Genomic DNA, 24386 nt, shown 5'->3' with positions numbered 1-24386 from the left:
ATAAAAGGTGACGCATGCTGCGTATTCTGATCGCTTCTTTGAGCCTCGCGCTCGCGCTACCCGCAACCGCAGCGGATACTGCTAATGTGAAGCAACCCGTCAAGCAAGCTGACGCGCCAAAAGCGGCCAGCGTAAAACAATGGACACCACCCTATCATTTATTGCCTGCGGGTCATGATACGGCCTTGTTGGTGGCAGATGCCGCAAGTGGCAAAACGCTATACAAACAGCGCGCCGACAAGCTCCAGCCCCCCGCCAGCATTCAAAAATTACTGACGGCACTGGCGGCAAAACTGTATTTACCTTCAGATTTTCGCTTTGAAACCACACTTGCCCAACAAGGCAACGATCTTGTTATCCAATTCAGTGGCGACCCAACCTTGTCACGCAAACAACTCGCCGCCTTACTTAAGCAAGCCAAGCAAAAAGGGATCCGCACCATCAAAGGGGATATTTTGCTCAATGGCAACGTATTCAATGGTCACGAACATGCCACGGGGTTACCGTGGGATATTCAGGGCGTTTGCTACAGTGCCCCGGCCAGCAGCCTCAGCTTAGAGCATAACTGCGTGCAAGGTGCTCTCTACAGCAACCGGGCGTTCGGCCAAGCCACGCGGGTAAATGTACCAAGCCACCAACCTATTACGGTGACCAGCGATGCCACCGTCGGGCCAGTGGCACCGAAAGACACCGACTTCTGCGAACTGCAACTTGATCTATTGGCGAACAATCACTATCAGCTCAGTGGGTGCTTACCGCAACGTAAAAAACCGTTGCCACTGAACTTTGCCGTGCAAGATACCGCCGCGTATATCGGCGCAACGATCCAGCAGGAACTGAAGCGATTAGGCATGCGCCTTGAAGGTAGCGTCCGCCGAGATGATAACGCCAGCGGCAAAGTCATCGCTCGTCATCGTTCAGCGCCGCTTGATCCCCTGCTGACTACCATGGTGCAGGATTCTGATAACCTGATCGCTGACAATCTGGCTAAAACGCTGGGCGCACGCTATTACCAGCAAAGCGGGAACTTCAGCAATGGTACCGCGGCCATTAAAGCGATCCTCAGCGAAAAGGCGAATATTGATCTCAGCCATGCGGTATTGGCCGACGGCTCAGGGTTATCACGCAATAACCGCCTGACTGCAAAACAAATGATGGCGGTACTGACCTACCTCCACCAGCATGACAATACGCTAGGGTTACTCAAGACACTGCCGACCAGCGGTAAGACCGGCACGCTACGTTATCGCCAAAGCCTGCGCCAAGCGCCGCTAGCGGGACGCATTGAGGCCAAAAGTGGCTCACTGTATGGCACCTATAATTTGGCAGGGTTTGTGAAAACCCAATCGGGCAAGACGCTGATCGTGGTGCAAATGGTCACTAACTATCACCCGGCTCCCGCGCCAGAAGGGGCTCCTCCTGTCACGCCTGCGATTCAAGCCTTTGAAACATCGCTGTATGGCGATTTATATCGCGGTCGCTATTAGCCATCACGCAATAGCCACAAACACAACGCAATAAAAAACGGCGAGTGCTCATCACACTCGCCGTTTTCTTTTGCCTTTTGACCTTTGATTTGACCTTTCCCTTAGGCCAACCCCAAGAACGCATTCACCGTGTTGAAGTAAATGATCATCCCAGTAATGTCCACCACCGAGGCCAGCACCGGGCTGACCAACACAGCGGGATCCAATTTCAACGCACGGGCGATCATGGGCAACACGCCGCCCACGGTGGTCGACAACACCACTTGCAAGGCTATCGCCACCCCAATCGCCAGCGCAATATCACTGAGCTGCATACCAAATGGCAACAAGGTACTGTCACTGAACAGCAGCACGCGGCCCACGATCACGGAGGCCAACACCGCCGCAAGGACCAAGGCGACACGAAACTCTTTCCACATCACCCGCCCCCAATCTCGACAATGGATCTCTTCCATCGCCAATGCCCTGACCACTAACGTCGCTGCCTGTGAGCCCGTATTACCGCCAGCAGCTGCGATCACAGGCATGTAGATCGCCAGCAGCACAAGCTGACTCAAGGTATCTTCATAGTGTGAGATGATCAAACCAGACACAATTCCCAGCAGTGCCAGGCCAACAATCCAGCCGATACGCTCACGCACATGGCTGAACACGCTGTTTTGCAAGTAGTGACCTGCGGGCTCCGCTTCCGAGCAAATCAGCCCTAACCCACTGGCTAAGTGGCGCATACACACCTCTTCCCCCCTTTCATCCAGTCTGTCGAGCAAACTCTGTACGTGACGTAGAGGGATCTCGTGCAGCACAGCAATGGCTTCAACCAATGGCATTTTAACCAGCAATGCGGCTTGTTCATCGTCGCTGTATTTCAAAAACGCATTACGCACCGCCAAAATATCACGCTGAGCAAAGGTCGCGGTGTGTGGTGTTTGTTGTTCTGTTCTTTCTGTTCTTTCTGTTGCAGCACCTGCTGCATAGTGCATTACCGCCATGGCGAATCTCCCGATTGGCTAACAGTAACGACCACCGGAGTACCACGGTATACATGCTATAGGCACAGCCTTGCCACGATGTCACACGGAATAGACATTCACCGTGCAGGCACACAAGGACACGGCCACAGACACATAACGTCAGTGGACACTCACTATTGAGAATAAGGCAAGAAAATCAAGGAGATGATGTTTTAAAGAGGTATCAAAAGATAAGCAAAACAAACAATTCCGAACCTGAGGGCGGTTCGGACATAGGAGACCGACGACGCCGTTAGCAGGTGTGATTTTCCAGCTTCATACTCGGGGGATGGTCGGTATCGTTCATGATGTCTCCAAAGAAAATATGTCGCTTATACGACAGCGGTCATTTTACGCCCTTTTGGCATACATACCAGCCTCTAGACAGAAAAAGACAGACAAAAACGTCACAGCATGTGTCATGCATGACGCGCCCAGTGTGACGGAATAACACCGTCAGAATGTACTGGCAAAAAAAATCCCTCGCTCAGCGAGGGATTTTCCAGAGTGTGCCTTAAGGGCAATTACGCGTTGTTGTTAATACGCGCGTGCAGCTCTTGTACTGACGTTACCGTATTACGGTCATCGGCAGCCCATGCCATGCACGTTGCGAATGCCGCGTTTAGCGTCGTGGTGTAGTTCACCTTCTCCGCCAATGCACCACGGCGTAGCAACTTAGAATCTTCAATCGCTTGACGACCTTCTGCCGTGTTCACAATGTAGGTGTACTCATTGTTCTTGATACGGTCAAGAATGTGTGGACGACCTTCATGTACCTTGTTCACCAAGCGAGGGTTAATGCCTGCTTCGCCCAGTACCACTGCGGTACCGTGTGTCGCGTCCAGCTCGTAGCCTTGTTTCACTAGCTTCGAGGCCAAGTCAACCACACGCTGCTTGTCGTTACCACGTACAGACAGTAGCGCACGGCCTTTCGCCTGCTTCACTTTGCCACAACCCAGTTCGGCTTTCGCAAACGCTTCAGCAAACGTATTGCCCACACCCATTACCTCACCGGTTGAGCGCATTTCAGGGCCAAGCAGTGGGTCAACACCCGGGAACTTGTTGAATGGCAACACCACTTCTTTCACTGAGTAATACGGTGGAATGATTTCTTTGGTGAAACCTTGTGATTCCAGCGACTGACCCGCCATCACACGTGCTGCAATTTTCGCTAGTGGTGCACCCGTTGCTTTTGACACGAACGGTACCGTACGTGCCGCACGCGGGTTCACTTCAATCAAGTAAACTTCGTTGTCCTTCACGGCAAACTGCGTATTCATCAAACCACGCACACCCAGCTCAAACGCAAGGTTCTTCACTTGCTCACGCATCACATCCTGAATCTCGTTGCTCAGCGTATAAGCGGGCAGAGAACAGGCTGAGTCACCCGAGTGAACACCCGCTTGTTCGATGTGTTCCATGATGCCGCCGATAACCACTTGCTCACCATCACAAATCGCATCCACATCGACTTCAATCGCATCATCAAGGAAACGGTCAAGCAACACTGGTGATTCGTTCGATACGCTCACGGCTTCGTTAAAATAACGGCGCAAGTCGGCTTCGTCATACACGATTTCCATCGCACGACCACCCAGTACGTAAGACGGGCGAACCACCAATGGGAAACCAATGTCTTTCGACTTTTCAATCGCTTGCTCCATGGTCGTCACGGTCGCATTTTCCGGCTGTAGCAGACCTAGGCGGTCAACGGCTTGCTGGAAACGCTCACGGTCTTCGGCACGGTCAATCGCATCCGGGCTAGTACCGATGATAGGCACACCCGCTGCTTCCAGTGCGCGCGCCAGTTTCAGCGGCGTTTGGCCACCGTACTGAACAATCACACCTTTTGGCTTTTCAACGCGTACGATAGCCAGTACATCTTCCAGCGTAACCGGCTCGAAGTACAAGCGATCAGACGTGTCGTAGTCGGTTGAAACCGTTTCAGGGTTACAGTTCACCATAATGGTTTCGTAACCGTCTTCACGCAGCGCTAGCGACGCGTGTACACAGCAATAATCGAATTCGATACCTTGGCCGATACGGTTTGGACCGCCGCCCAAGATCATGATCTTGTCTTTGTCGGTTGGCTGCGCTTCACACTCTTCATCGTATGACGAGTACATGTAAGCCGTGTCAGACGAGAATTCTGCCGCACAGGTATCCACGCGCTTGTACACTGGATGAATATCATACTGGTCACGCAGTTTACGAATTTCAGACTCGGCGATACCCAGCAACTTAGCCAGACGGGCATCCGCAAAGCCTTTGCGCTTCAACTTGCGCAGTACGTCAGCGTTAAGACCGGCAAAACCGCCTTCTTTCACTGCATTCTCTAGCTTCACCAACTCTTCAATCTGAACCAAGAACCAGCGATCCACATTGGTCAGGTTAAAGACACCATCCACCGACATACCGGCACGGAACGCATCCGCGATATACCAGATACGCTCAGCACCTGCATCTTTTAGCTCGTGGCGGATCTTCGTTAGGGCATCGGGCGCATCAAGGTCAACCATCTCATCAAAGCCATTCGCGCCAACTTCTAGACCGCGCAGTGCTTTTTGCAAAGATTCCTGTTGGTTACGACCAATGGCCATGACTTCGCCCACTGACTTCATCTGTGTGGTCAGACGGTCGTTTGCGCCGGCAAACTTCTCAAAGTTGAAGCGAGGGATCTTGGTAACAACGTAGTCGATAGTCGGTTCAAACGATGCCGGTGTTGCGCCACCTGTGATGTCATTCATCAGCTCATCAAGGGTGTAACCGATCGCCAGTTTCGCCGCCACTTTGGCAATCGGGAAGCCCGTTGCTTTTGACGCCAATGCTGAAGAGCGAGATACACGTGGGTTCATCTCGATGATAACCATACGGCCATCTTTCGGGTTGATACCAAACTGGACGTTTGAACCGCCCGTTTCTACGCCGATTTCACGCAGTACCGCCAAAGAGGCGTTACGCATTATTTGGTATTCTTTATCCGTTAGCGTTTGGGCCGGTGCAACGGTGATGGAGTCACCCGTGTGGATACCCATCGCATCGAAGTTTTCAATCGCACACACAATGATACAGTTGTCGTTCTTATCGCGAACCACTTCCATCTCGTACTCTTTCCAGCCGATCAGGGATTCATCGATAAGCAGTTCGTTCGTCGGTGACAAATCTAGGCCACGACGACAGATTTCTTCGAACTCTTCTTTGTTGTATGCGATACCGCCGCCCGTACCACCCATGGTGAACGATGGGCGGATAATGCATGGGAAGCCAACCATATCGAGGACTTTATACGCCTCTTCCATGGTTTGAGCCGTATCGGCACGCGGACACGCCAAGCCGATAGATTTCATTGCCTTATCGAAACGCGAACGGTTTTCTGCTTTATCAATCGCGTCTGCGGTTGCACCGATCATTTCGACGCCAAACTCAGCCAGTACGCCGTGCTTTTCAAGGTCTAGCGCACAGTTCAGTGCCGTCTGGCCACCCATGGTTGGCAAAACCGCATCTGGACGTTCTTTTTCAATGATCTTGCGCACCACTTCCCAGTGAATCGGCTCGATGTACGTTGCATCCGCCATGTCCGGATCGGTCATGATGGTTGCAGGGTTCGAGTTCACCAGAATAACGCGGTAGCCTTCTTCTCGTAGGGCTTTACAGGCTTGGGCGCCTGAATAGTCAAACTCACAAGCCTGACCGATAACAATTGGGCCAGCACCCAGGATTAGAACACTTTTAATGTCAGTACGTTTTGGCATTGCTTACTACTCCGGCTTAGGCGCTGTGCTGCTTAATAAGGTCGATAAAGTGGTCAAACAGAGGCGCTGCATCAAGCGGACCCGGACTTGCTTCTGGGTGGCCTTGGAAACTGAATGCAGGCTTGTCGGTACGGTGAATACCTTGTAGAGAACCATCAAACAATGACTTGTGCGTCGCTCGCAGGTTATCCGGTAGCGTTGCTTCATCTGCCGCGAAACCGTGGTTCTGGCTGGTGATCATCACAACGTTACGATCCAAGTCTTTCACTGGGTGGTTGGCACCGTGGTGACCGAACTTCATTTTGACGGTTTCAGCACCACTGGCGAGTGCCAAAATTTGGTGCCCCAGACAGATACCGAAAATCGGCAGGCCTTTTTCTAGGAACACTTTGGTCGCTTCAATGGCGTACGTACATGGCGCAGGGTCACCCGGGCCATTGGATAGGAAGACACCGTTCGGGTTCAGTGCAAGCACCTCTTCCGCTGACGTTTGTGCCGGCACTACCGTAAGGCGACAACCACGGTCAACCAGCATGCGCAGGATATTGCGTTTCGCACCAAAGTCATACGCGACAACGTGGTATGGCAGCTCGCAGTCATCTTTCGCTTCAGGCAAGCCGCCTTCCAGTGTCCATGAACCTTGTTTCCACGTGTAGGTTTCCGCCGTGGTCACTTCTTTCGCCAAATCCATCCCCTTCAAACCCGGGAAGGCTTTCGCTTGTGCCAATGCCCATGCTTCATCCAGATTGTTACCTGCCACGATACAGCCGTTCTGTGCCCCTTTTTCGCGTAATAGTCGGGTCAGTTTACGGGTATCGATGTCAGCGATGCCGACAATGTTTTGAGATTTGAGGTAATCAGAAAGGGACTGTTCATTACGGAAATTAGAAGCAATCAGTGGGAGATCGCGGATAACCAAGCCTTGCGCATGGATAGAGGAGGATTCTTCGTCTTCGGCATTGGTGCCGGTGTTGCCAATATGGGGATAAGTCAGTGTCACAATCTGTTGAGAATAGGAGGGATCGGTGAGAATTTCCTGATACCCCGTCATCGAGGTATTAAAAACAACTTCACCAACGGCCGAACCATCTGCCCCAATGGACACGCCGCGGAACACTGTCCCATCTTCCAGGACTAACAGCGCTGATTTGCTCAAGACAACCTCCAAAATAAATAAAAATGCAACAGAAACAGATAAACTTGCAATTACCCATTCAATACCATGTCAACCATCACAACAAGAAGATTTTTGACAAATTGCGCGCATTTTAGAGGCGACCGTTTGCGCTGTCAACAATGCGGCTAAAAATAAATTTATTTATAGGCAGTTAGCCACTAAAACACCACTAAGGCGCAATAATAACAAGAAAACCCATCGTTAAACTGCCGCAATTTTCATCATTAAAAATTTTATCGTTTGCGCAAATCCAACAAAAACAAAAAACAAAAAACAGACATATAAACAGAAAAAATCGCCAACTTAATTGCGAGTTTCAAGAAAAAAACGGGAAGAATGAAACCAACAAGACAAAAGAAGCAGTTTTTTATGTGTTTTTTAAGCGTGAGAATACAGGTAAATACACGCTGCAGCACGGCAACGATATTCACTATTTATTCATGAGGGATTTGAGAGGCGAATAACAAGAAAAAAGGATACCCCTTGGCGATATTCGAGAAAGGGGTATCGATAATGCGGCGTTTTTGACCGGTTATGCGTTAGAGTTGATCCAAGCTCAGTACATCTTGCATGGTATAAAAGCCGGCAGGCTTGTCATTAAGCCATACTGCGGCGCGAACCGCCCCATTGGCAAATGTCATGCGGTCGGTCGCTTTATGGGTAATTTCAACACGCTCACCGATATCAGCAAACATCGCGGTGTGCTCACCCACGATGTCACCCGCACGGATCGTGGCAAAGCCGATTTCATCACGGCTACGCTCACCAGTGATCCCTTCGCGGGCATACACCGCAACATCACTGAGCTTGTTCCCCATCGCGCCTGCGATGGCTTCACCCATTCCGATCGCGGTACCAGAAGGGGCATCCACTTTGTGGCGATGATGGGCTTCGATGATCTCGATATCGCAGTAATCCCCCATCACTTTGGCCGCTTTTTCTAACAGCTTAAAGACGAGGTTCACGCCCACACTGTAGTTAGGGGCCATCACCACGGGTATGACGGCAGCAGCGGCATCGATCTGCGCACGCTCTTCTTCCGAGAACCCGGTGGTACCAATCACGATTTTCTTACCATGCTGCTGGCAAAACGCAATATTGGCTAATGTCGCCACGGGTGCGGTAAAGTCAATCAAGACATCAAAGTCATCCGCGGCTTTCGCCAAATCATCCACAATCGCTACCGAAACGGCACCGATCCCAGCCAGTTCACCCGCATCGGCCCCCACCAACGTCGACTCTGAACGCTCTGTGGCTGCCCCTAATGCCGCGTGCTCTGACAAATGGGTGGCTTTGAGTAGCTGGCGACCCATGCGTCCCGCCGCACCAGCAATCGCAATTCTTACCATGGGGTAAGTTCTCCCTTAGTTGAGTATGTGTTTCACTTTGCCCCAATGTAGCTTGTTGACGGCAATAAAAAAAGCCCTGGCAAGGCCAGGGCTTTCAATGAGGCATCATTAACCGGTTGCACAATCACGCACGGGACAGTGATATGTTCGAGGTTAGAGGTTCTTTACCTGCAACTCGCGCGGCACTTCAAAGAACATATTTTCTTCACGGCCACTGAGTTCTTCCACCGAGGCGCCCGTTAAGGTTTGAATACGCTCGATGATCTGGTTCACCAAGGCTTCCGGTGCTGACGCTCCTGCCGTGATCCCGATACGGGTTTGACCCGCAAACCACTGTGCATCCACATCTTCCGGACAGTCCGTCAAATACCCCGGCGTACCGAGTTTTTCAGCCAGTTCACGCAAACGGTTTGAGTTGGAGGAGTTTTTTGACCCCACCACAATCATCACATCCACGCTCTCTGCCATTTCACGTACCGCATCTTGGCGGTTTTGGGTCGCGTAACAGATATCGTCTTTACGGGGTCCCTGAATGCCTGGGAACGTCTGGCGCAGCGCATCAATCACATCCGCCGTTTCATCCACTGATAAGGTGGTTTGGCTGACATAATGCAGATTGCTTGGATCGTTGACGGTCAGCGTGGCCACATCTTCTGGCTTTTCAACCAAATACATGCCACCAGTATCGCTGGCATACTGCCCCATGGTGCCTTCCACTTCTGGGTGACCCGCATGGCCAATCAACACCACTTCCATATTGCGGCGGCTGGCGCGCGCCACTTCCATATGCACTTTGGTCACCAACGGGCATGTCGCATCAAACACCGTTAGCTGACGAGCTTTGGCTTCATTACGTACCGCTTGCGACACACCGTGTGCAGAGAAGATCACGATATTGTCATCGGGCACTTCATGCAGCTCTTCAACAAAAACCGCACCACGCTGTTTCAGCCCTTCCACCACAAAGCGGTTATGCACCACTTCATGACGGACATAAATCGGCGGCTGATACAGTTCCAGTGCACGCTCTACAATACTGATCGCTCGGTCAACACCGGCACAGAAACCCCGCGGGTTTGCGAGTAAGATTTTCATGACTTACAGCTCTTCATTTTCAATTGCGACAACGTCAACGTCGAACGTTACACGCTGTCCTGCAAGAGGATGATTAAAATCGACGGTCACCGAATCGCCCGTCACATCGGTGATGATCCCCGGAACGTCCTGCCCATCAGGGCCCGAGAACGCAATAATATTGCCCACTTCCGCCGGTGCCTCGACACCAAACTTCGCCCGATCCAGATGATGAATATTGTCGGGATTAGACAGGCCAAACGCATCTTCCGGCGCCAACTCAAACTGGCGTTTCTGTCCGATGGCGAGCCCTAACAGGCACTTTTCAAAGTTGACGGTCAAACTGCCATCACCCATCCGAAATTTTGCCGGTCGCCCGCTCGCTTGCGTCGAATCGGCCACTGAGCCATCGGCAAGTTTAATGGCAAAATGCATAAGTACTTCACTGCGTTCCGTAATGACTGACATGTGGGATCCCTTCATGATGGTGAGTCGAAAGACGGTTTTGTTACGTCCATTTAACAACAAAGCGCCGCCCGTATCAACGGACGGCGCTTTAGGTTTTCACGCGGTGTGGATCAGTGCTTCACGGTTTGCTTCTTTCTGTCAGACAAAAAGCCTTCCAGAATGATCAAGCCAGCGCCGATACAAATTGCCATGTCGGCAATGTTGAACGCAGGCCAGTGGTAATTCCCGACATAAAAATCCAGAAAGTCCACCACGAAACCATGGTACAAACGGTCAAACAAGTTGCCCAGTGCACCACCGATAATCAACGCATAAGAGACATTAGCCAGTTTATGTGTGGCAGGCAGTTTACGCATCCAGTACGTCAACATGCCACACACGCCCAAGGCTATCGCCGTAAACAACCAACGTTGCCAACCACCCGCATCACTCAAAAAGCTAAATGCCGCACCGTAATTGTGCACATAGAGCAGGTTGAAGAATGGCAGCAATTCAATACGGTTAGGCCAACCGTATTCCATGCTGTTCATGACCGACAGCTTACTGGCGATATCAATGATAAACACCAGCGCCGCTAGCCAAAGCCAGCGCACGCCAGAGTGTTTCAGCGGTATCCCGTTTTCAGGCGATAACTTGGTCATTAGGCAAACTTACGCTCTTCGCCATCACCGTCTACGTTGCTCACGCAGCGGCCACACACTTCTTCATGACCGGCAATGGTGCCAACATCAGCAACGTGGTGCCAACAACGGTCACACTTCGCCGCTTCAGAGGCTTTAACGGTCACGAACAAACCTTCAACGTCAGTCGCTTGCGCGCCTTCAGGCTGGCTTTCAACGACAACCACATCGGCTTTCGAGGTCAGCAATACAAAGCGTAGCTCGTCTTCCAATAGGCGCAGTTTGTCTGCCAATGCCGGTGTCGCAGACAAGGTTAACTCTGCCTGCAATGCACCGCCGATCACTTTCTCGCTACGCGCCGCTTCTAGCAGTTTGTTCACAGAACCACGTACTTTCTGGATTTCAGCCCAGAATTCGTTGTTCATTGCTTCGTCATCAGACAAACCGAACAGACCTTCATACCACTCGCCAGTGAACACGAACTTGTCGCGCTGACCTGGCATGTCGTTCCAGATTTCATCTGCAGTGAACGACATGATAGGTGCCATCCAGCGTACCAACGCTTCTACGATGTAGTATAGCGCGGTCTGACAGCTACGCTGTGCGTGGCCACCACGTTTCGCGGTGTACTGGCGGTCTTTGATCACGTCTAGGTAGAATGAACCCATTTCAACCGAACAGAACTGCATCAAACGCTGCGTCACTGTGTGTAGGTTGTAATCACCGTACGCGGCAACGATAGCCTCTTGTGCGGCTTTCGCTTGACCCACAGCCCAACGATCCAACGCCACCATCTCTTCGACTGGAACGATATCGGTTTCAGGGTTGAAGCCATTCAAGTTTGCCAGCAAGAAACGTGCGGTGTTACGAATACGACGGTACGCATCCGCACTGCGGTTTAGGATCTGATCAGAAACCGCGACTTCACCGGTTGAATCCGTTGAGGCAACCCAAAGACGCAGAATATCTGCACCCAGCTTGTTGGTCACATCTTTTGGTGCCACAACGTTACCGATAGATTTTGACATCTTACGGCCTTGGCCATCGACCACGAAACCGTGCGTCAATACTTGCTTGTACGGTGCCACACCTTTCATCGCTACCGATGAAATCAATGATGACTGGAACCAACCACGGTGCTGATCCGAACCTTCTAAGTACAGGTCAGCGCTTGCGCCGTTGAATTCTTCGCGGCTATCTACCACAGAGAAGTGCGTCACACCTGAGTCGAACCATACGTCTAGGGTGTCGAGTACTTTCTCGTAGTTTGCTGCATCGGCTTCGCCCATTAGCTCAGCAGGGTCTAGATCCCACCATGCCTGAATGCCTTTCTGCTCAACCAGTTTCGCGACTTTTTCAATCAGCTCTGGTGAGTTAGGGTGCAACTCTTGTGTTTCTTTGTGAACGAACAGTGCGATTGGCACGCCCCACGTACGCTGACGTGAAATACACCACTCTGGACGGCCTTCTACCATGCTCTCAATGCGGCTCTGGCCCCATTCCGGCATCCATTGTACGCCTTTGATCTCTTCCAATGCTTTCGCACGCAAGCCAGCTTGATCCATCGAGATGAACCACTGTGGCGTTGCACGGAAGATGATTGGCGTTTTGTGACGCCAGCAGTGTGGGTAGCTGTGCTCGTAAGCATGGTGGTGCATTAATGCGCCATGTTCTTTTAGCGTTTCAACCACCGCGTCGTTCGCTTTGAACACGTGCTGACCGGCAAACAACGGCGTATCAGACAAGTAAACGCCGTTAGAACCCACTGGGTTCGCCACTTCTAGGTTGTACTTCTGACCCACCGCGAAGTCTTCCTGACCGTGGCCAGGTGCCGTGTGTACCACGCCCGTACCAGAATCAGTCGTTACGTGATCGCCAAGAATCGCAGGGACAGTGAAATCGTAGAATGGGTGTTGGAACTGGGCCAATTCAAGATCAGCACCTTTGGTGAAGCCCAGGTTATGGAAATGCTCGATACCGGCACGATCCATCAGGTCTTTCGCCAACTCAGCAGCAACGATGATACGCTCAGGCTGCTCGCCTTCTACTTGAACCAGTACGTATTCAAGATCGTCACGCAGACAGACCGCACGGTTTGCAGGCAGTGTCCAAGGCGTTGTTGTCCAGATCACGATAGAGATATCGCCGTGACCTTCGTGGCCTTCCGTCAGTGCAAATTTAGCCAGCACTGCTGCTTCGTCTGCCGCTTTAAAGCGTACATCGATAGACGGAGAGACTTTGTCTTTGTATTCCACTTCCGCTTCAGCCAGTGCAGAACCACAGTCTGTACACCAGTGAACAGGCTTAAAGCCTTTTAGTAGGTGGCCTTGATCGGCAATTTTGCCCAGAGAGCGAATGATGTTCGCTTCAGTACCAAAGTCCATTGTGCGGTATGGCTTGTCCCACTCACCCAGAACACCTAGGCGCATGAAACTTTCTTTCTGGCCTTCGACCTGACCGGCCGCATAAGTACGGCACTTTTCACGGAATTCCGCCGCGGTTACTTTCTGGCCTGGTTTGCCGACTTTCTTTTCTACCATCAGTTCGATAGGTAGACCGTGGCAATCCCAACCCGGTACATACGGTGCATCAAAGCCAGACAGAGTCTTTGACTTAATAATAATGTCTTTAAGAATCTTGTTTAGCGCGTGACCAATATGAATATCACCGTTGGCGTAGGGAGGGCCATCGTGGAGGATGAAGGATTTTTTACCCTTCTTGGCTTTACGAATTTCACCGTAAAGATCTTCATCATACCAACGCTTAAGCATTGCAGGCTCACGCTGAGCTAGGTTGCCTCGCATCGGAAACCCTGTTTCAGGCAGGTTCAGGGTATCTTTATAGTCACTCATTGATTCTCGATTCCGTTACTTGGGCGAAGTTGGACATTATTACGCTCAGTCAGCCACACCCGTGCTAACTGGGCATCACGTTCGATTTGTGCTTGTAGTGCACTAAATGATTCAAACTTTATTTCGTCGCGCAACTTATGACGTAGCACGACCTCAATCTGCGCTCCGTAAAGATCAGATTGGAAATCAAACAGGTGTACCTCCAGTTGGCGGCGGACACCGTTGACGGTTGGTCGACGACCAACATTAGCGACACCGGGTAGCGGGGTCGCTGCCACGCCATAGACGTCGACAGCATACACGCCGGACACCGGAGACACCCGGCGCTTGAGCGGAACATTTGCGGTCGGAAAGCCGATCGTTCGCCCAAGTTTCCGCCCATGAGAGACGCGCCCACTGATTGCAAATGGACGCCCTAGCATGGACTCAGCCAGTGCCAATTCATCGCCGGCTAATGCCTGACGAATCGCGGTACTGCTGACACGTTGCTGTGAGACACAAAAACTTTGTGTACTGACGACAGTAAAGCCATAGCGCTTACCGGCCGCTTCCAGCATGGCAAAATCCCCCTTGCGGCCTTGACCGAAGCGGAAATCATCACCAACTACCAGAAACTTAACACCCAATTGCTCAACCAACAAGCGGTGGACAAAATCTTCTGCCGTTTGGCGTGCAAAATGGTGATTAAAATTCACACACAGAAAACGATCGAGGCCGATCTGCTTAAGCTGTAAATATTTGTCACGAAAGCGGGTTAACCGTGCGGGGGCGTTATCACCTGCGAACAGCTCCTGAGGCTGGGGCTCGAAGCTCATGACTGTCGCGGGACAGCCTAAGGCGTCTGCCTTCGCCATGACCTGACGTAAGACCGCCTGGTGGCCTAGGTGCACACCATCAAAATTACCAATCGTCAGCACGCAACCGCGATGCTGGGGTTGGATATTATGTATTCCTCGGATCAATTCCATGCGTCATGTTCATTATCGCAGAGTGAAAAACTGACGGATTATATACTACTCTCAACCCATCATACCAATCTGAATCACCTTACCCCCGGCTTTGCTGCCCTTTTCTTAGGCAGCCGTTGGTAAGAAAGCAGCAGAGAGGCCCTCTCTGCTGCCGTTCTCAGGTTTAGACCGCCGCACGTAAGTGACGCGGGCGGATCCCCAGCACCAGCACGGCAATCAGGTACACCATGGCACCGATACCGATCAAGCCAGCCAGCCATGCCGCGCGGTGCAAGAAAGACCACGCCAGCCATTCATTCATCGCCGGCAATGCCTGCAATAACGTCGCGACCATCACTACGCCCGCGACCACCAAGCGGCCGACAAACGCGAGGGTCGCTTTGCTGATGCGGTACACCCCACCGATATGCAGACCACGGTACAACAAACCGGCATTCACCAACGCCGACAGCGCCGTGGCCATGGCAAGGCCCACATAACCGTAGAAATAAGCAAAAATCGCATTGAAGACCATGTTGGTGCTCATGGCAATGATGCCGTACTTCACGGGTGTTTTGGTGTCTTGACGGGCGTAGTAACCCGGCGCCAACACTTTAATCAGCATGAAGTTCAGCAAGCCGGAGGCGTAAGCCAATAACGACAACGAGGCATTTTCCACATCCATTGGCGTAAACTCACCGCGCATGAACAAGACCATCAGCATCGGTTTGGCCAAAACCATTAAACCAAGCATCGCGGGTAAGCCCAGCAACAGCACCATGCGCACGCCCCAGTCCATGGTTTGGGCAAAGTGCTCCGCATTTTGATCCACATGCTTGCGCGACAGTGCGGGCAAAATCACGGTAGCAATAGCGATACCAAACAGACCCAGCGGGAATTCCAACAAACGGTCTGAGTAGTACAACCAACTGATCGAACCCGTCGCGAGGAAACTGGCAATAAAGGTATCTAATAACAGGTTGATTTGACTGACCGACACCCCAAACAACGCCGGGATCATCAAGGTGCGAATTTTTACCACCCCAGGATCACGCCAACCCCATTTCGGTTTTACCAGCATTCCCTCCTTATATAAGAAAGGGATCTGGAATAAAAATTGGATTAAGCCGCCGAGGAACACACCGATCGCCAAACCGATTTCCGGTTGTGCCAACTGAGGTGCCACAAACCATGCACACCCAATGATGGCTACGTTCAGGAACACAGGCGTAAAAGAAGAGACGGCAAATTTCCCTAACGTGTTCAGGATCGCGCCCGACAACGCCACGAAGGTAATGAACCACAAATACGGGAAGGTGATTTTGAGCAAGAAGCTCGCCAACTCAAATTTAGGGGCCGCTGGGCCGTCATTGAGCCAGTCAAGAAACCACCCGGCGCCAAACAACGCCGTGACCACACCCGAGCCGAGAATCCCCAATAACGTCACCACGGTGACAATCACACCCAATGTGCCCGATGCGCGCGCAATCAGCTGACGGGTACGATCCATGTCGCCAGCGGCATGGTATTCCGTTAGGACGGGGACAAAGGCTTGCGAGAACGCCCCTTCTGCAAATAGCCGCCGCAAAAAGTTCGGGATCTTATTTGCAAAGAAGAAAACATCGGCAGCAGCCCCCGCACCCATCAGGTTTGCCACCACCACATCACGCACCAAACCAAGCACTCGAGAGACCAATGTCATTGTGCTGACAATCAGTCCTGAGCGCAAAAGACGCTTGCTCACAAAAAAAACCTCATAAAGATGGCCCCAAAAGGTGACTTCTGAACCCAAATGCTGGTAAAATCTGTCGCCATATTAACCGTGTTATTCCGCAAGCGCCAATTCAATTGGTTAGGCGGTTATTTGCACAAATCATTTGACAATGTTCGGTTTAAGAGGCATAGTCCTCGGCCTTAAATTGTCACCGCACCAAGTTTTGGAGTTATACCCTTGGCAAATATCAAATCTGCTAAGAAACGTGCGCTTACTTCAGAGAAACGTCGCCAGCACAATGCTAGCCGTCGTTCTATGATGCGTACTTTCTTCAAGAAAGTAATTTCAGCTATTGAAGCTGGCAACAAAGAAGCTGCAACACAAGCTTTCGCTGATATGCAACCTGTTATGGATCGCATGGCTACTAAAGGCCTGATCCACGCTAACAAAGCTGCACGTCACAAAGCTCGTCTAGCTGCGAAAATCAAAGCTCTTTAATTTGAGTTTTTGATGTTGCTAAAAAAAACCGGCCTAGGCCGGTTTTTTTATATCTGCTGTTTGTGTCTCAAACGCGCTGATTATTGACGCATCGTACCCCACGGACTCATGCCTCTTCTGAGCCACAGTACATGCTGTGTAGCAATTGAATCATCGCCTTCACTTCATCGCTTTTAAGTCGATAGTAGACCGTCTGCGCCTCTTTACGGGTAGCGACGAGGCCATCACGTCGTAGCCACGCCAAATGCTGTGACAACGCCGACTGGCTCAACCTCAGCTTCTCGCTCATCATCCCGACCGACATTTCTTCTTCCAGTAAATAACACAGAATGAACAAACGCCGCTCATTGGCCATGGCTTTGAGCAGGGCGACGGCCTTTGGGGCATTTTTCGCCATATGTTCAAGTTCCATCCGGCGACCCTCTCTCAATTAAGTTAATGCTAATGTACTTAATTTGCGCAGGATTTTCTAGCCGAATGGTGGGAACTTTGAGGTAAACACACAGATCCCGCAACGTTATTTAAACATTTTTCCAAAGTCTGCCTCACAGATCCGCTTTACCGCTGGGTGCATGATCATTCGCTCAGCAAAAATCACGTAATATTCTTCGCGAATTTCACGAATGCGCTTCACTTCACGGATGTTGCTACCCTCTTCAAGCTCAGCGGCATAAATAGAAGGCGCCACAAACATAGACTGCTGGTACAACCCAAACGCTTTCATCAGCGCGGCATCATCAAATTCGCCCAAAATGTTCGGGGTGATCCCCATTTGATCGAACCAATGATGCAATTTACGGCCCATCGCGGTACGGCGACCGGGGATCAGCAACTTGTATTCTTCCAAGCAGGCAGGGAAATTGAACACTTTGTCGGGTTCCGTACAGAAGAAGCTCATGGTCGATTCGCCCAGCTTCTTACTATAGAGTCCTGGACTCTGGCTGGAATCCACCGGACAGTCGGATAGAATCATGTCCAACTTATGCTGGGCGAGCTGTTCAAGTAACATCTCGTGGGTGGATTCGTAACACCGTAAATGGATACGTTCATCGTCGGGTAAGGCCTCCATTAACACTTTGCTGACAAGGCGCTTAGACAACGCATCCGCCACGCCCACTTCTAACAGCACGTTTTCACGCTGGGTATAGTTGACGATATCTAACATCTCATAACTCAGATCAAACATCTTATCGGCATATTTGAATACCAGCTGCCCCAACTCAGTCGGTTCGATGTTACGGCCGACGCGCTTGGTCAATTTACCTTTGAGCCGCTCTTCCAACGCGCGAATTTGGCCTGTCACGGTTTGGGGCGCCAAAAACAGGGCATCCGCCGCCTTGGTCACCGATCCTTGTTTGCACACCATCCAGAAGTAATAAAGGTGGTTATAGTTTAGATGAGACATTGCACTGCCATTTGTCACGGGGAGCCGATTAGCGATCCCCAGAAAAGAAAAAACCCAGAAGCCAGCTTACGCCGAGCTTCTGGGTGCATCAACTCTCTTCCCGATTAAAACGGGAGAAATATCAGTGCTGGGTGGAGGGATCAGACACTTGGTCAATCAACTCCATCTTACGATAACGCTCTCCTACACGCTGCTCCAATGCCCGTGAACGGAATGTATCGTCCTGCTTCACCGTTGAGGCGGTTTCAAGTACAGGTTGCGCTTGATTCAATCCAGCAAAATACGCTTGGCAAATGTCGCTATTGCTGTCTTGCCCGCAGTTTTCGTAATTCGGTGCCGCCACCGCAAGTGACGACATCATCATGGACAGGATAAGAAGAGAGCGTTTCATGTTACACCTCCGTTTTTGGTAACGTACGGCTCAGCAACACATAACCGACAACGGCTGAGACCGTTGACCCCAGTAAGATCCCCAGACGGGAATACGTACTAAAGTCTTCTGGTGCGCCGACAAAGGCCAGCGACGAGATAAAGATAGACATCGTAAAGCCGATACCACACAACACAGATACTGCAAAGACGTGCTTGAAGTTAATGCCTTCTGGCATCTTGGCGACACCGGCTTTTACTGCCACGTAGCTAAACGTGAAAATACCCAGTGGCTTACCAATCAGCAGACCCAATGCAATACCCAGTGGCAACATCGCGGTCAAACCTTCCATGGACACGCCGTCCAATGAAATACCGGCATTGGCAAACGCAAAGACCGGCAGAATAAAGAAGGCCACATACGGGTGCAATACATGCTCCAGGTGCTTCAGTGGGGACTCTTCATCTGAGTGACCGCCGTCTTTACCCGACAGTGGAATAGCAAAGCCCAACACTACACCCGCCAAGGTGGCGTGAACACCTGATTTCAAGACACTCACCCACAAGATGGCGCCGACAATCAAATACCAAGACAACTTGGTCACGTTTTTCGTATTCATAATAAAGAGGGCTGTCGTTGCCGCGAACGCCACAGCCAATGCCCATGTCGACAAATCGCTGCTGTAGAACAAGGCAATAATGACAATCACACCCAAGTCATCAATGATAGCCAGTGCCAACAGGAACACTTTCAGTGTCACCGGTACACGGCTGCCTAACAGCGCCATAATCCCCAAGGCAAACGCAATGTCCGTTGCCGCTGGGATCGCCCACCCTTTAATCGCCATCGGATCGGCAAAGTTAAAGGCAACATAGACGAGCGCGGGGGCCAACATACCGCCCACGGCAGCAATGGCAGGGAAAATCGCTTTCTCTTTGGTATTCAGCGCCCCTTCAATCAGCTCTCGTTTTACTTCAAGGCCAATCAGAAGAAAGAACACCGCCATCAGACCATCATTGATCCAATGAGACACTGACAAGCCTGCGACATACGTGTACAGACCCGTGTTGTATAAATCCGCCATTGGCGAGTTGGCAATAATCATTGCAATCAAAGCCGCGAAGATCAGGATGATCCCACCAGCAGACTCTAATTTCAGAAACTTACGAATAGCATCGGTCATCGACCGGAACTCCTTTGCGTGAAACAAATAGCACAAATAAAATGTAAAATTAGTTTAGCTGTCACAGCACCAAACTGTTAAATCGTTTGTTTAGAAGATAAAGATCGGAAAAACCGAGGTATCACCCCTAATCTTAAGCTATAACCGCACCGTCTGCTTTTTACTGTCATATTTGAGGGATTTCACTGTCATATTGTGCCCTCCCTGCTAAATAAAACTAAATAACCCTCAAAAAGCAGCAAAAAATATTCACTAATTCCACTTTTTATTACCCTTCTTTAAACCTATAAATATCATGCACTTATATTTCAAGCAAACAATATTATACGCATCAAAGTGCCGCCATAGCTCACAAAATAATCACAAAGCGACTTTGTGACAGTCAGTGTCATATTTCTGAAATATTCGATCTCTACCATCGCCACCAGATTTCAAACAAATGAAACCCTAATGACATATCCCTGTCACGGAGAAATGATTATGACTACCCAAGCCACTACTGCTGAACAGCCTATGAGCAGCTCTATGCGTTGGGTCCGCTGGGCAAACCTAGCGTTCATGCTTTACCTTCTACTTGTTGCTGTTTCTATTGTAAGCGGCGGCTTTAAACTTTCTGTTGGTGAACAAGCTAAAACGTTATTTGAGTTTGCTTCTCATCCTATTGCTGGTTTGATGATCGGTCTGGTAGCGACGTCGCTTATTCAGTCATCAAGCACAGTAACGTCTATCATTGTTGGTCTTGTTGCTGGTGGTCTGCCTGTTGAAACGGCAATCCCAATGGTAATGGGTGCTAACATCGGTACTACGCTGACCAATACATTGGTAAGCCTTGGCCATGCGCGTTGTAAAGAAGAATTCCGTCGTGCGTTTGCAAGTGCAACCGTGCATGACTTCTTCAACCTGTTGGCTGTATCGATTTTCCTACCGCTAGAAATGATGTTTGGCCTATTGGACAAACTATCAAGCTGGTTAGTATCTCCGCTAATGAAGACCGGTGATCTCAGCATGAACGGTATGGATTTCATGAAAGCGCTAACATCGCCAGGTGTTGACCTTGTCAAGATGCCACTGGGCGGCTTGAGCGACACAACAGCGGGTATTATCATGATCGCTGTAGGTATTGGTCTTATCTTCCTTGCTATCACTGCAATGGGTAAACTAATGCGTACGCTAATGGTTGGCCGTGCACGTGACATGCTACAGAACGCCATTGGTCGTGGTCCACTACACGGTATTGCTTCAGGGACTATCGTCACTATCTTGGTACAGTCTTCTTCGACGACAACAAGCTTGATGGTTCCACTGGTGGGTACTGGCGTACTGAAAGTCCGTGACGTTTACCCGTTCACCCTAGGTGCTAACATCGGTACGTGTATCACAGCGCTACTTGCAGCAACTGCAGTAACCGGTCCATTCGCAGTGTTCGCACTACAGATTGCACTGGTTCACCTATGCTTCAACTTGCTGGCAACTCTTTTAATCTTCGGTGTACCGTTCCTACGTGAACTACCACTGAAGGGCGCTTTCTTCCTAGGCGACCTAGGTACGAAGAGCAAAGCAGCAGTTGCGGGTTACATTGGTATGGTATTCGTTTTCATCCCAAGTGCTATCCTTGCACTGACCGCTTAATCGCTGTCACACAGATAATAAAAAGCCCCGCATAATGCGGGGCTTTTTGCGTTTAGACGAAAAGAAAAAACGGGAGAGAACCTCTGTTCTCTCCCGTTTGTTTTCATCGTGAAGCCTGACGTTTACACAGAGAACGGGTAAGCAATCGGATCGTGATGCTGGTAACCGACCACCTCGAAATCATCCATGGTCACCCACGTTTCCAAGTCTTCCAATGTTTTGATCTTCGGATTGATGATGAGCTGTGGCGAGGCGAATGGCTCACGCGTGAGCTGTTCATCACGCATCAGCTCTAACTGATCTTCGTAGATATGGGCGTTGATGATCTTGTGGTACGCCTGTCCTGGCTTCTTACCGGTGATTTGCGCCATTAAGGCCAGCAAGGTGTACACCTGAATTTGGTTGAAATTCAAACCTAACGGCACATCACACGAACGCTGGTAGCTGGTCAGGTACAAGGTGTCCCCCAGCAGTGAGAAGGTGTGTGTGTGCATACACGGACGCAGACAGCCCATGTCGAACTCACCTGGGTTGTAGAACGTCAGAATTTCACCACGGTCATCGATACCTTTTGTCAGGTTATCCACGATCTTACGCAGCTGATCGATGGTTGAACCATCGGCTTTCTGCCAGCTACGACCCTGCACACCGTACACACGGCCCATATCGTCTTCACCCTTACGGTGCGGGTTGTTCAGCCATGCCGTGTTGTCGTTAGCATTCATGTCCCAGGTCTTGGTGCCCAGTGCACGGAAATCCGCCGCGTTATCGTAACCGCGGATATAACCCAGTAGCTCTGCAATGGCGGATTTCCAATAGCTTTTACGCGTGGTGATCAGCGGGAACTGATTGTTCGCCACATCATAATTCAAATCGGCATTTACCACGGTCAGGCAACGTTTACCGGTGCGCTGGTTCTCAATCCATACGCCGTCATCAACAATGCGCTGACAAAGGGCTAAATATTGTTTCATGTCCTGCTGGCCTTCATTACTGCTTTAATACAATTGTGGATGATTCTACAGAATTCGTGCCTTTTTGGCATGCCGCTTTCTACCTCTAACCTACCACTGTTCAAAATCTCTGCGACTCTCATTCTGCGCCAACAAAAAAAGCGACCCGAGGGTCGCTTTTTCATGCTTAAGATCATGCGTGATTACGCGGCTTTGCTCTTTGGCTGGCACTTGTAGGCCCACAACAGCATCAAGCCACCGGCGATCACCATCGGTAGCGACAGGATTTGCCCCATGCTGATCCAACCGCCAAACAAACCTAGCTGCGCATCCGGCTCACGGAAGTACTCCACGATAAAGCGGAAGCTGCCGTAGCCCAGCAAGAACAAGCCTGACACCGCCCCCGCTGGACGCGGTTTGCGAATGAACACGTTCAAGATGATCAACAGCACCACGCCTTCCAAGAAGAATTCGTACAGCTGCGACGGATGACGCGGCAGCGGTCCGCCGGTTGGGAACACCATCGCCCACGGCACATCCGTGGTACGGCCCCATAGCTCACCGTTAATGAAGTTGCCCAAACGGCCGACCCCCAAACCAAACGGTACCAGTGGGGCAATGAAATCTGCCACGTTAAAGAAGGTACGGTTATGCTTGTGGGCATACCAGAACATTGCGGTGATCACACCCAGCAAGCCACCGTGGAATGACATGCCGCCCGTCCACACTTTGAACAGGTACAATGGGTTATCAAGGAACATGTCGAAGTTATAGAACAGGACATAACCAATACGGCCACCCAAGACCACACCCAAGAAACCAGCAAACAGGAGATCGCTGACCTGATCGCGTGTCCAACCACTGCCCGGCTTATCCGCGCGACGGTTTGCCAACCACATGGCAAACACAAATCCCAATAGATACATCATGCCATACCAGCGTATGGCCAACGGCCCGATCTCAATCAATACAGGATCAATCGTCGGGAACGTTAAAAAACCTTGGCTCATTCTACTTATCTCAATCTGTCACACAGAGGGGAGTCTCTGTGATGCATTATCCCATAAACATTTTCGCACTAATAAACAGCAAGAAAACCGCGAATATTTTTTTCAGCATCGGGGTCGGTAAGCGACTCACCCACGCCGCCCCAAAACGAGTCGTGGACATAGAGGTGATCGCAATACCCACCAGTGCAGGCACATACACATACCCCACGCTCAATGGCGGTAAGGCCTCATCCCCGGCACCTGCCGCAATAAAGCCAACCATGCCCGCAACCGCAATCAGTGCCCCGGAAAAAGACGCACAGCCGATCGCACGGCGCATCTCTACCCCATGCCAGTTAAGGAAAGGGACAGTTAACGATCCCCCCCCTATGCCCGCTAGGCTCGACAACACCCCAATCACACCACCGGCACAAAAGGTTTTACCGGCGCCGGGTAACGGCTTGTTGCCCGTAAAGCGCATGGAAAGCAGCATTTGTACCGCCAGTAGTAACACAATTATGGCAAAAATTTGCGGCAAACTGTCACTGGGCACCAATTCGGCCACGACACTGCCGCCTAAGCCGCCCAAAATCACGCCGGGGGCGAGGCTTTTCACCACCACAAAGTCGATATTGCCTAATCGGTAGTGATTACGCGCGGATGACCCAGAGGTCATCACGATACTGGCCAGCGATGTGGCTAACGCCATGTGCATGACTTGTTGGCTTTCAATCCCTGCCAAAGGCAGCAACCAAACCAACGCGGGCACCACCAGCAAACCGCCCCCGATCCCCAGCAGACCGGCTAACACACCGACCACGGCGCCCAGCCCCAAACAAAATGCAAACGCCCACAACGCATTGCTGTACACGGCCTCACCCGCCATGACGCTGTTCCACATGTCTACCA

The 24386-nt window shown here is 51.0% G+C and carries 20 protein-coding genes; 3 read left to right on the top strand and 17 right to left on the bottom strand.

Translation table 11 applies throughout. The features are described 5' to 3' along the window. Positions 1-14: 14 nt before the first annotated feature. Positions 15-1487, top strand: coding sequence for a serine-type D-Ala-D-Ala carboxypeptidase (gene dacB / locus L4C36_RS02755; RefSeq protein WP_428476251.1), 1473 nt, complete (start codon positions 15-17; stop codon positions 1485-1487). Positions 1488-1588: 101 nt separating this feature from the next. Here the strand turns inward: dacB and L4C36_RS02750 are convergent, their stop codons facing one another. From L4C36_RS02750 to murJ, 10 genes are all read right to left on the bottom strand, one after another. Further along, on the bottom strand, positions 1589-2476 hold the full coding sequence (locus tag L4C36_RS02750; RefSeq protein WP_428476250.1) for a magnesium transporter: 888 nt from the start codon (positions 2474-2476) through the stop codon (positions 1589-1591). A gap of 545 nt (positions 2477-3021) precedes the next feature. After that, positions 3022-6249 (bottom strand): carbamoyl-phosphate synthase large subunit, encoded by a 3228-nt coding sequence (carB, locus tag L4C36_RS02745; protein ID WP_428476249.1) that lies wholly within the window; start codon positions 6247-6249, stop codon positions 3022-3024. Between the two features lie 16 nt (positions 6250-6265). Next, on the bottom strand, positions 6266-7405 hold the full coding sequence (gene carA, locus L4C36_RS02740; protein WP_428476248.1) for a glutamine-hydrolyzing carbamoyl-phosphate synthase small subunit: 1140 nt from the start codon (positions 7403-7405) through the stop codon (positions 6266-6268). A 560-nt stretch (positions 7406-7965) separates the two neighbouring features. Then, the gene (gene dapB / locus L4C36_RS02735) at positions 7966-8775 is read right to left on the bottom strand and encodes a 4-hydroxy-tetrahydrodipicolinate reductase (protein ID WP_428476247.1); all 810 of its coding nucleotides are present in this window, start codon (positions 8773-8775) and stop codon (positions 7966-7968) included. Positions 8776-8928: 153 nt separating this feature from the next. Then, positions 8929-9870, bottom strand: a complete 942-nt coding sequence (gene ispH / locus L4C36_RS02730; RefSeq protein ID WP_428476246.1) for a 4-hydroxy-3-methylbut-2-enyl diphosphate reductase — start codon at positions 9868-9870, stop codon at positions 8929-8931. Positions 9871-9873: 3 nt separating this feature from the next. After that, entirely contained in the window at positions 9874-10317 is a 444-nt protein-coding gene (gene fkpB, locus L4C36_RS02725; protein WP_428476245.1) for an FKBP-type peptidyl-prolyl cis-trans isomerase, read from the bottom strand. A gap of 110 nt (positions 10318-10427) precedes the next feature. Beyond that, positions 10428-10958 (bottom strand): signal peptidase II, encoded by a 531-nt coding sequence (gene lspA / locus L4C36_RS02720; protein ID WP_428476244.1) that lies wholly within the window; start codon positions 10956-10958, stop codon positions 10428-10430. Beyond that, positions 10958-13789: an isoleucine--tRNA ligase gene (ileS, locus tag L4C36_RS02715; protein WP_428476243.1), complete on the bottom strand. Its 2832-nt coding sequence runs from the start codon at positions 13787-13789 to the stop codon at positions 10958-10960. Before ileS ends, lspA begins: the two co-directional genes overlap by 1 nt. Further along, complete coding sequence (ribF, locus tag L4C36_RS02710; RefSeq protein ID WP_428476242.1) at positions 13786-14757, bottom strand: bifunctional riboflavin kinase/FAD synthetase; 972 nt, start codon at positions 14755-14757, stop codon at positions 13786-13788. Before ribF ends, ileS begins: the two co-directional genes overlap by 4 nt. A gap of 163 nt (positions 14758-14920) precedes the next feature. Then, on the bottom strand, positions 14921-16480 hold the full coding sequence (murJ, locus tag L4C36_RS02705; protein WP_428476241.1) for a murein biosynthesis integral membrane protein MurJ: 1560 nt from the start codon (positions 16478-16480) through the stop codon (positions 14921-14923). 207 nt (positions 16481-16687) lie between these two features. On the opposite strand from murJ, the gene rpsT reads away from it, so the two are divergent. Next, positions 16688-16948 (top strand): 30S ribosomal protein S20, encoded by a 261-nt coding sequence (gene rpsT / locus L4C36_RS02700; protein WP_428476240.1) that lies wholly within the window; start codon positions 16688-16690, stop codon positions 16946-16948. Positions 16949-17054: 106 nt separating this feature from the next. Here the strand turns inward: rpsT and L4C36_RS02695 are convergent, their stop codons facing one another. The 4 genes from L4C36_RS02695 to nhaA form a co-directional block, all read right to left on the bottom strand. Then, positions 17055-17360, bottom strand: a complete 306-nt coding sequence (locus L4C36_RS02695; protein ID WP_428476239.1) for an ArsR/SmtB family transcription factor — start codon at positions 17358-17360, stop codon at positions 17055-17057. A gap of 105 nt (positions 17361-17465) precedes the next feature. After that, positions 17466-18353 carry a transcriptional activator NhaR gene (gene nhaR, locus L4C36_RS02690; RefSeq protein WP_428476238.1) on the bottom strand — a complete coding sequence of 296 codons (888 nt, stop codon included), beginning with the start codon at positions 18351-18353 and terminating at the stop codon, positions 17466-17468. Between the two features lie 121 nt (positions 18354-18474). Further along, positions 18475-18744 (bottom strand): hypothetical protein, encoded by a 270-nt coding sequence (locus L4C36_RS02685; RefSeq protein ID WP_428476237.1) that lies wholly within the window; start codon positions 18742-18744, stop codon positions 18475-18477. 1 nt (position 18745) lies between these two features. Beyond that, a complete protein-coding gene (gene nhaA, locus L4C36_RS02680; RefSeq protein WP_428476236.1) occupies positions 18746-19906 on the bottom strand; it encodes a Na+/H+ antiporter NhaA in 1161 nt (386 codons plus the stop codon). A gap of 480 nt (positions 19907-20386) precedes the next feature. Here nhaA and L4C36_RS02675 point away from each other — a divergent pair, with 480 nt between their 5' ends. Beyond that, a complete protein-coding gene (locus L4C36_RS02675) occupies positions 20387-21535 on the top strand; it encodes a Na/Pi symporter (protein ID WP_428476235.1) in 1149 nt (382 codons plus the stop codon). 122 nt (positions 21536-21657) lie between these two features. Here L4C36_RS02675 and L4C36_RS02670 read toward each other — a convergent pair whose 3' ends face one another. The 3 genes from L4C36_RS02670 to L4C36_RS02660 all read right to left on the bottom strand — a co-directional run bounded on the left by L4C36_RS02670 (position 21658) and on the right by L4C36_RS02660 (position 24378). Then, positions 21658-22509, bottom strand: a complete 852-nt coding sequence (locus tag L4C36_RS02670; RefSeq protein ID WP_428476234.1) for a thymidylate synthase — start codon at positions 22507-22509, stop codon at positions 21658-21660. Positions 22510-22691: 182 nt separating this feature from the next. After that, positions 22692-23498, bottom strand: a complete 807-nt coding sequence (lgt, locus tag L4C36_RS02665; protein WP_428476233.1) for a prolipoprotein diacylglyceryl transferase — start codon at positions 23496-23498, stop codon at positions 22692-22694. A gap of 46 nt (positions 23499-23544) precedes the next feature. Next, on the bottom strand, positions 23545-24378 hold the full coding sequence (locus L4C36_RS02660) for a sulfite exporter TauE/SafE family protein (RefSeq protein WP_428476302.1): 834 nt from the start codon (positions 24376-24378) through the stop codon (positions 23545-23547). Between the last annotated feature and the right edge of the window lie 8 nt (positions 24379-24386).

The sequence above is a fragment of the Photobacterium japonica genome, assembly GCF_050337005.1.
Classification (GTDB): domain Bacteria; phylum Pseudomonadota; class Gammaproteobacteria; order Enterobacterales; family Vibrionaceae; genus Photobacterium; species Photobacterium japonica.
Note: the sequence above shows the minus strand (reverse complement) of the source record. Positions and strands in the feature narration are given on the sequence as shown.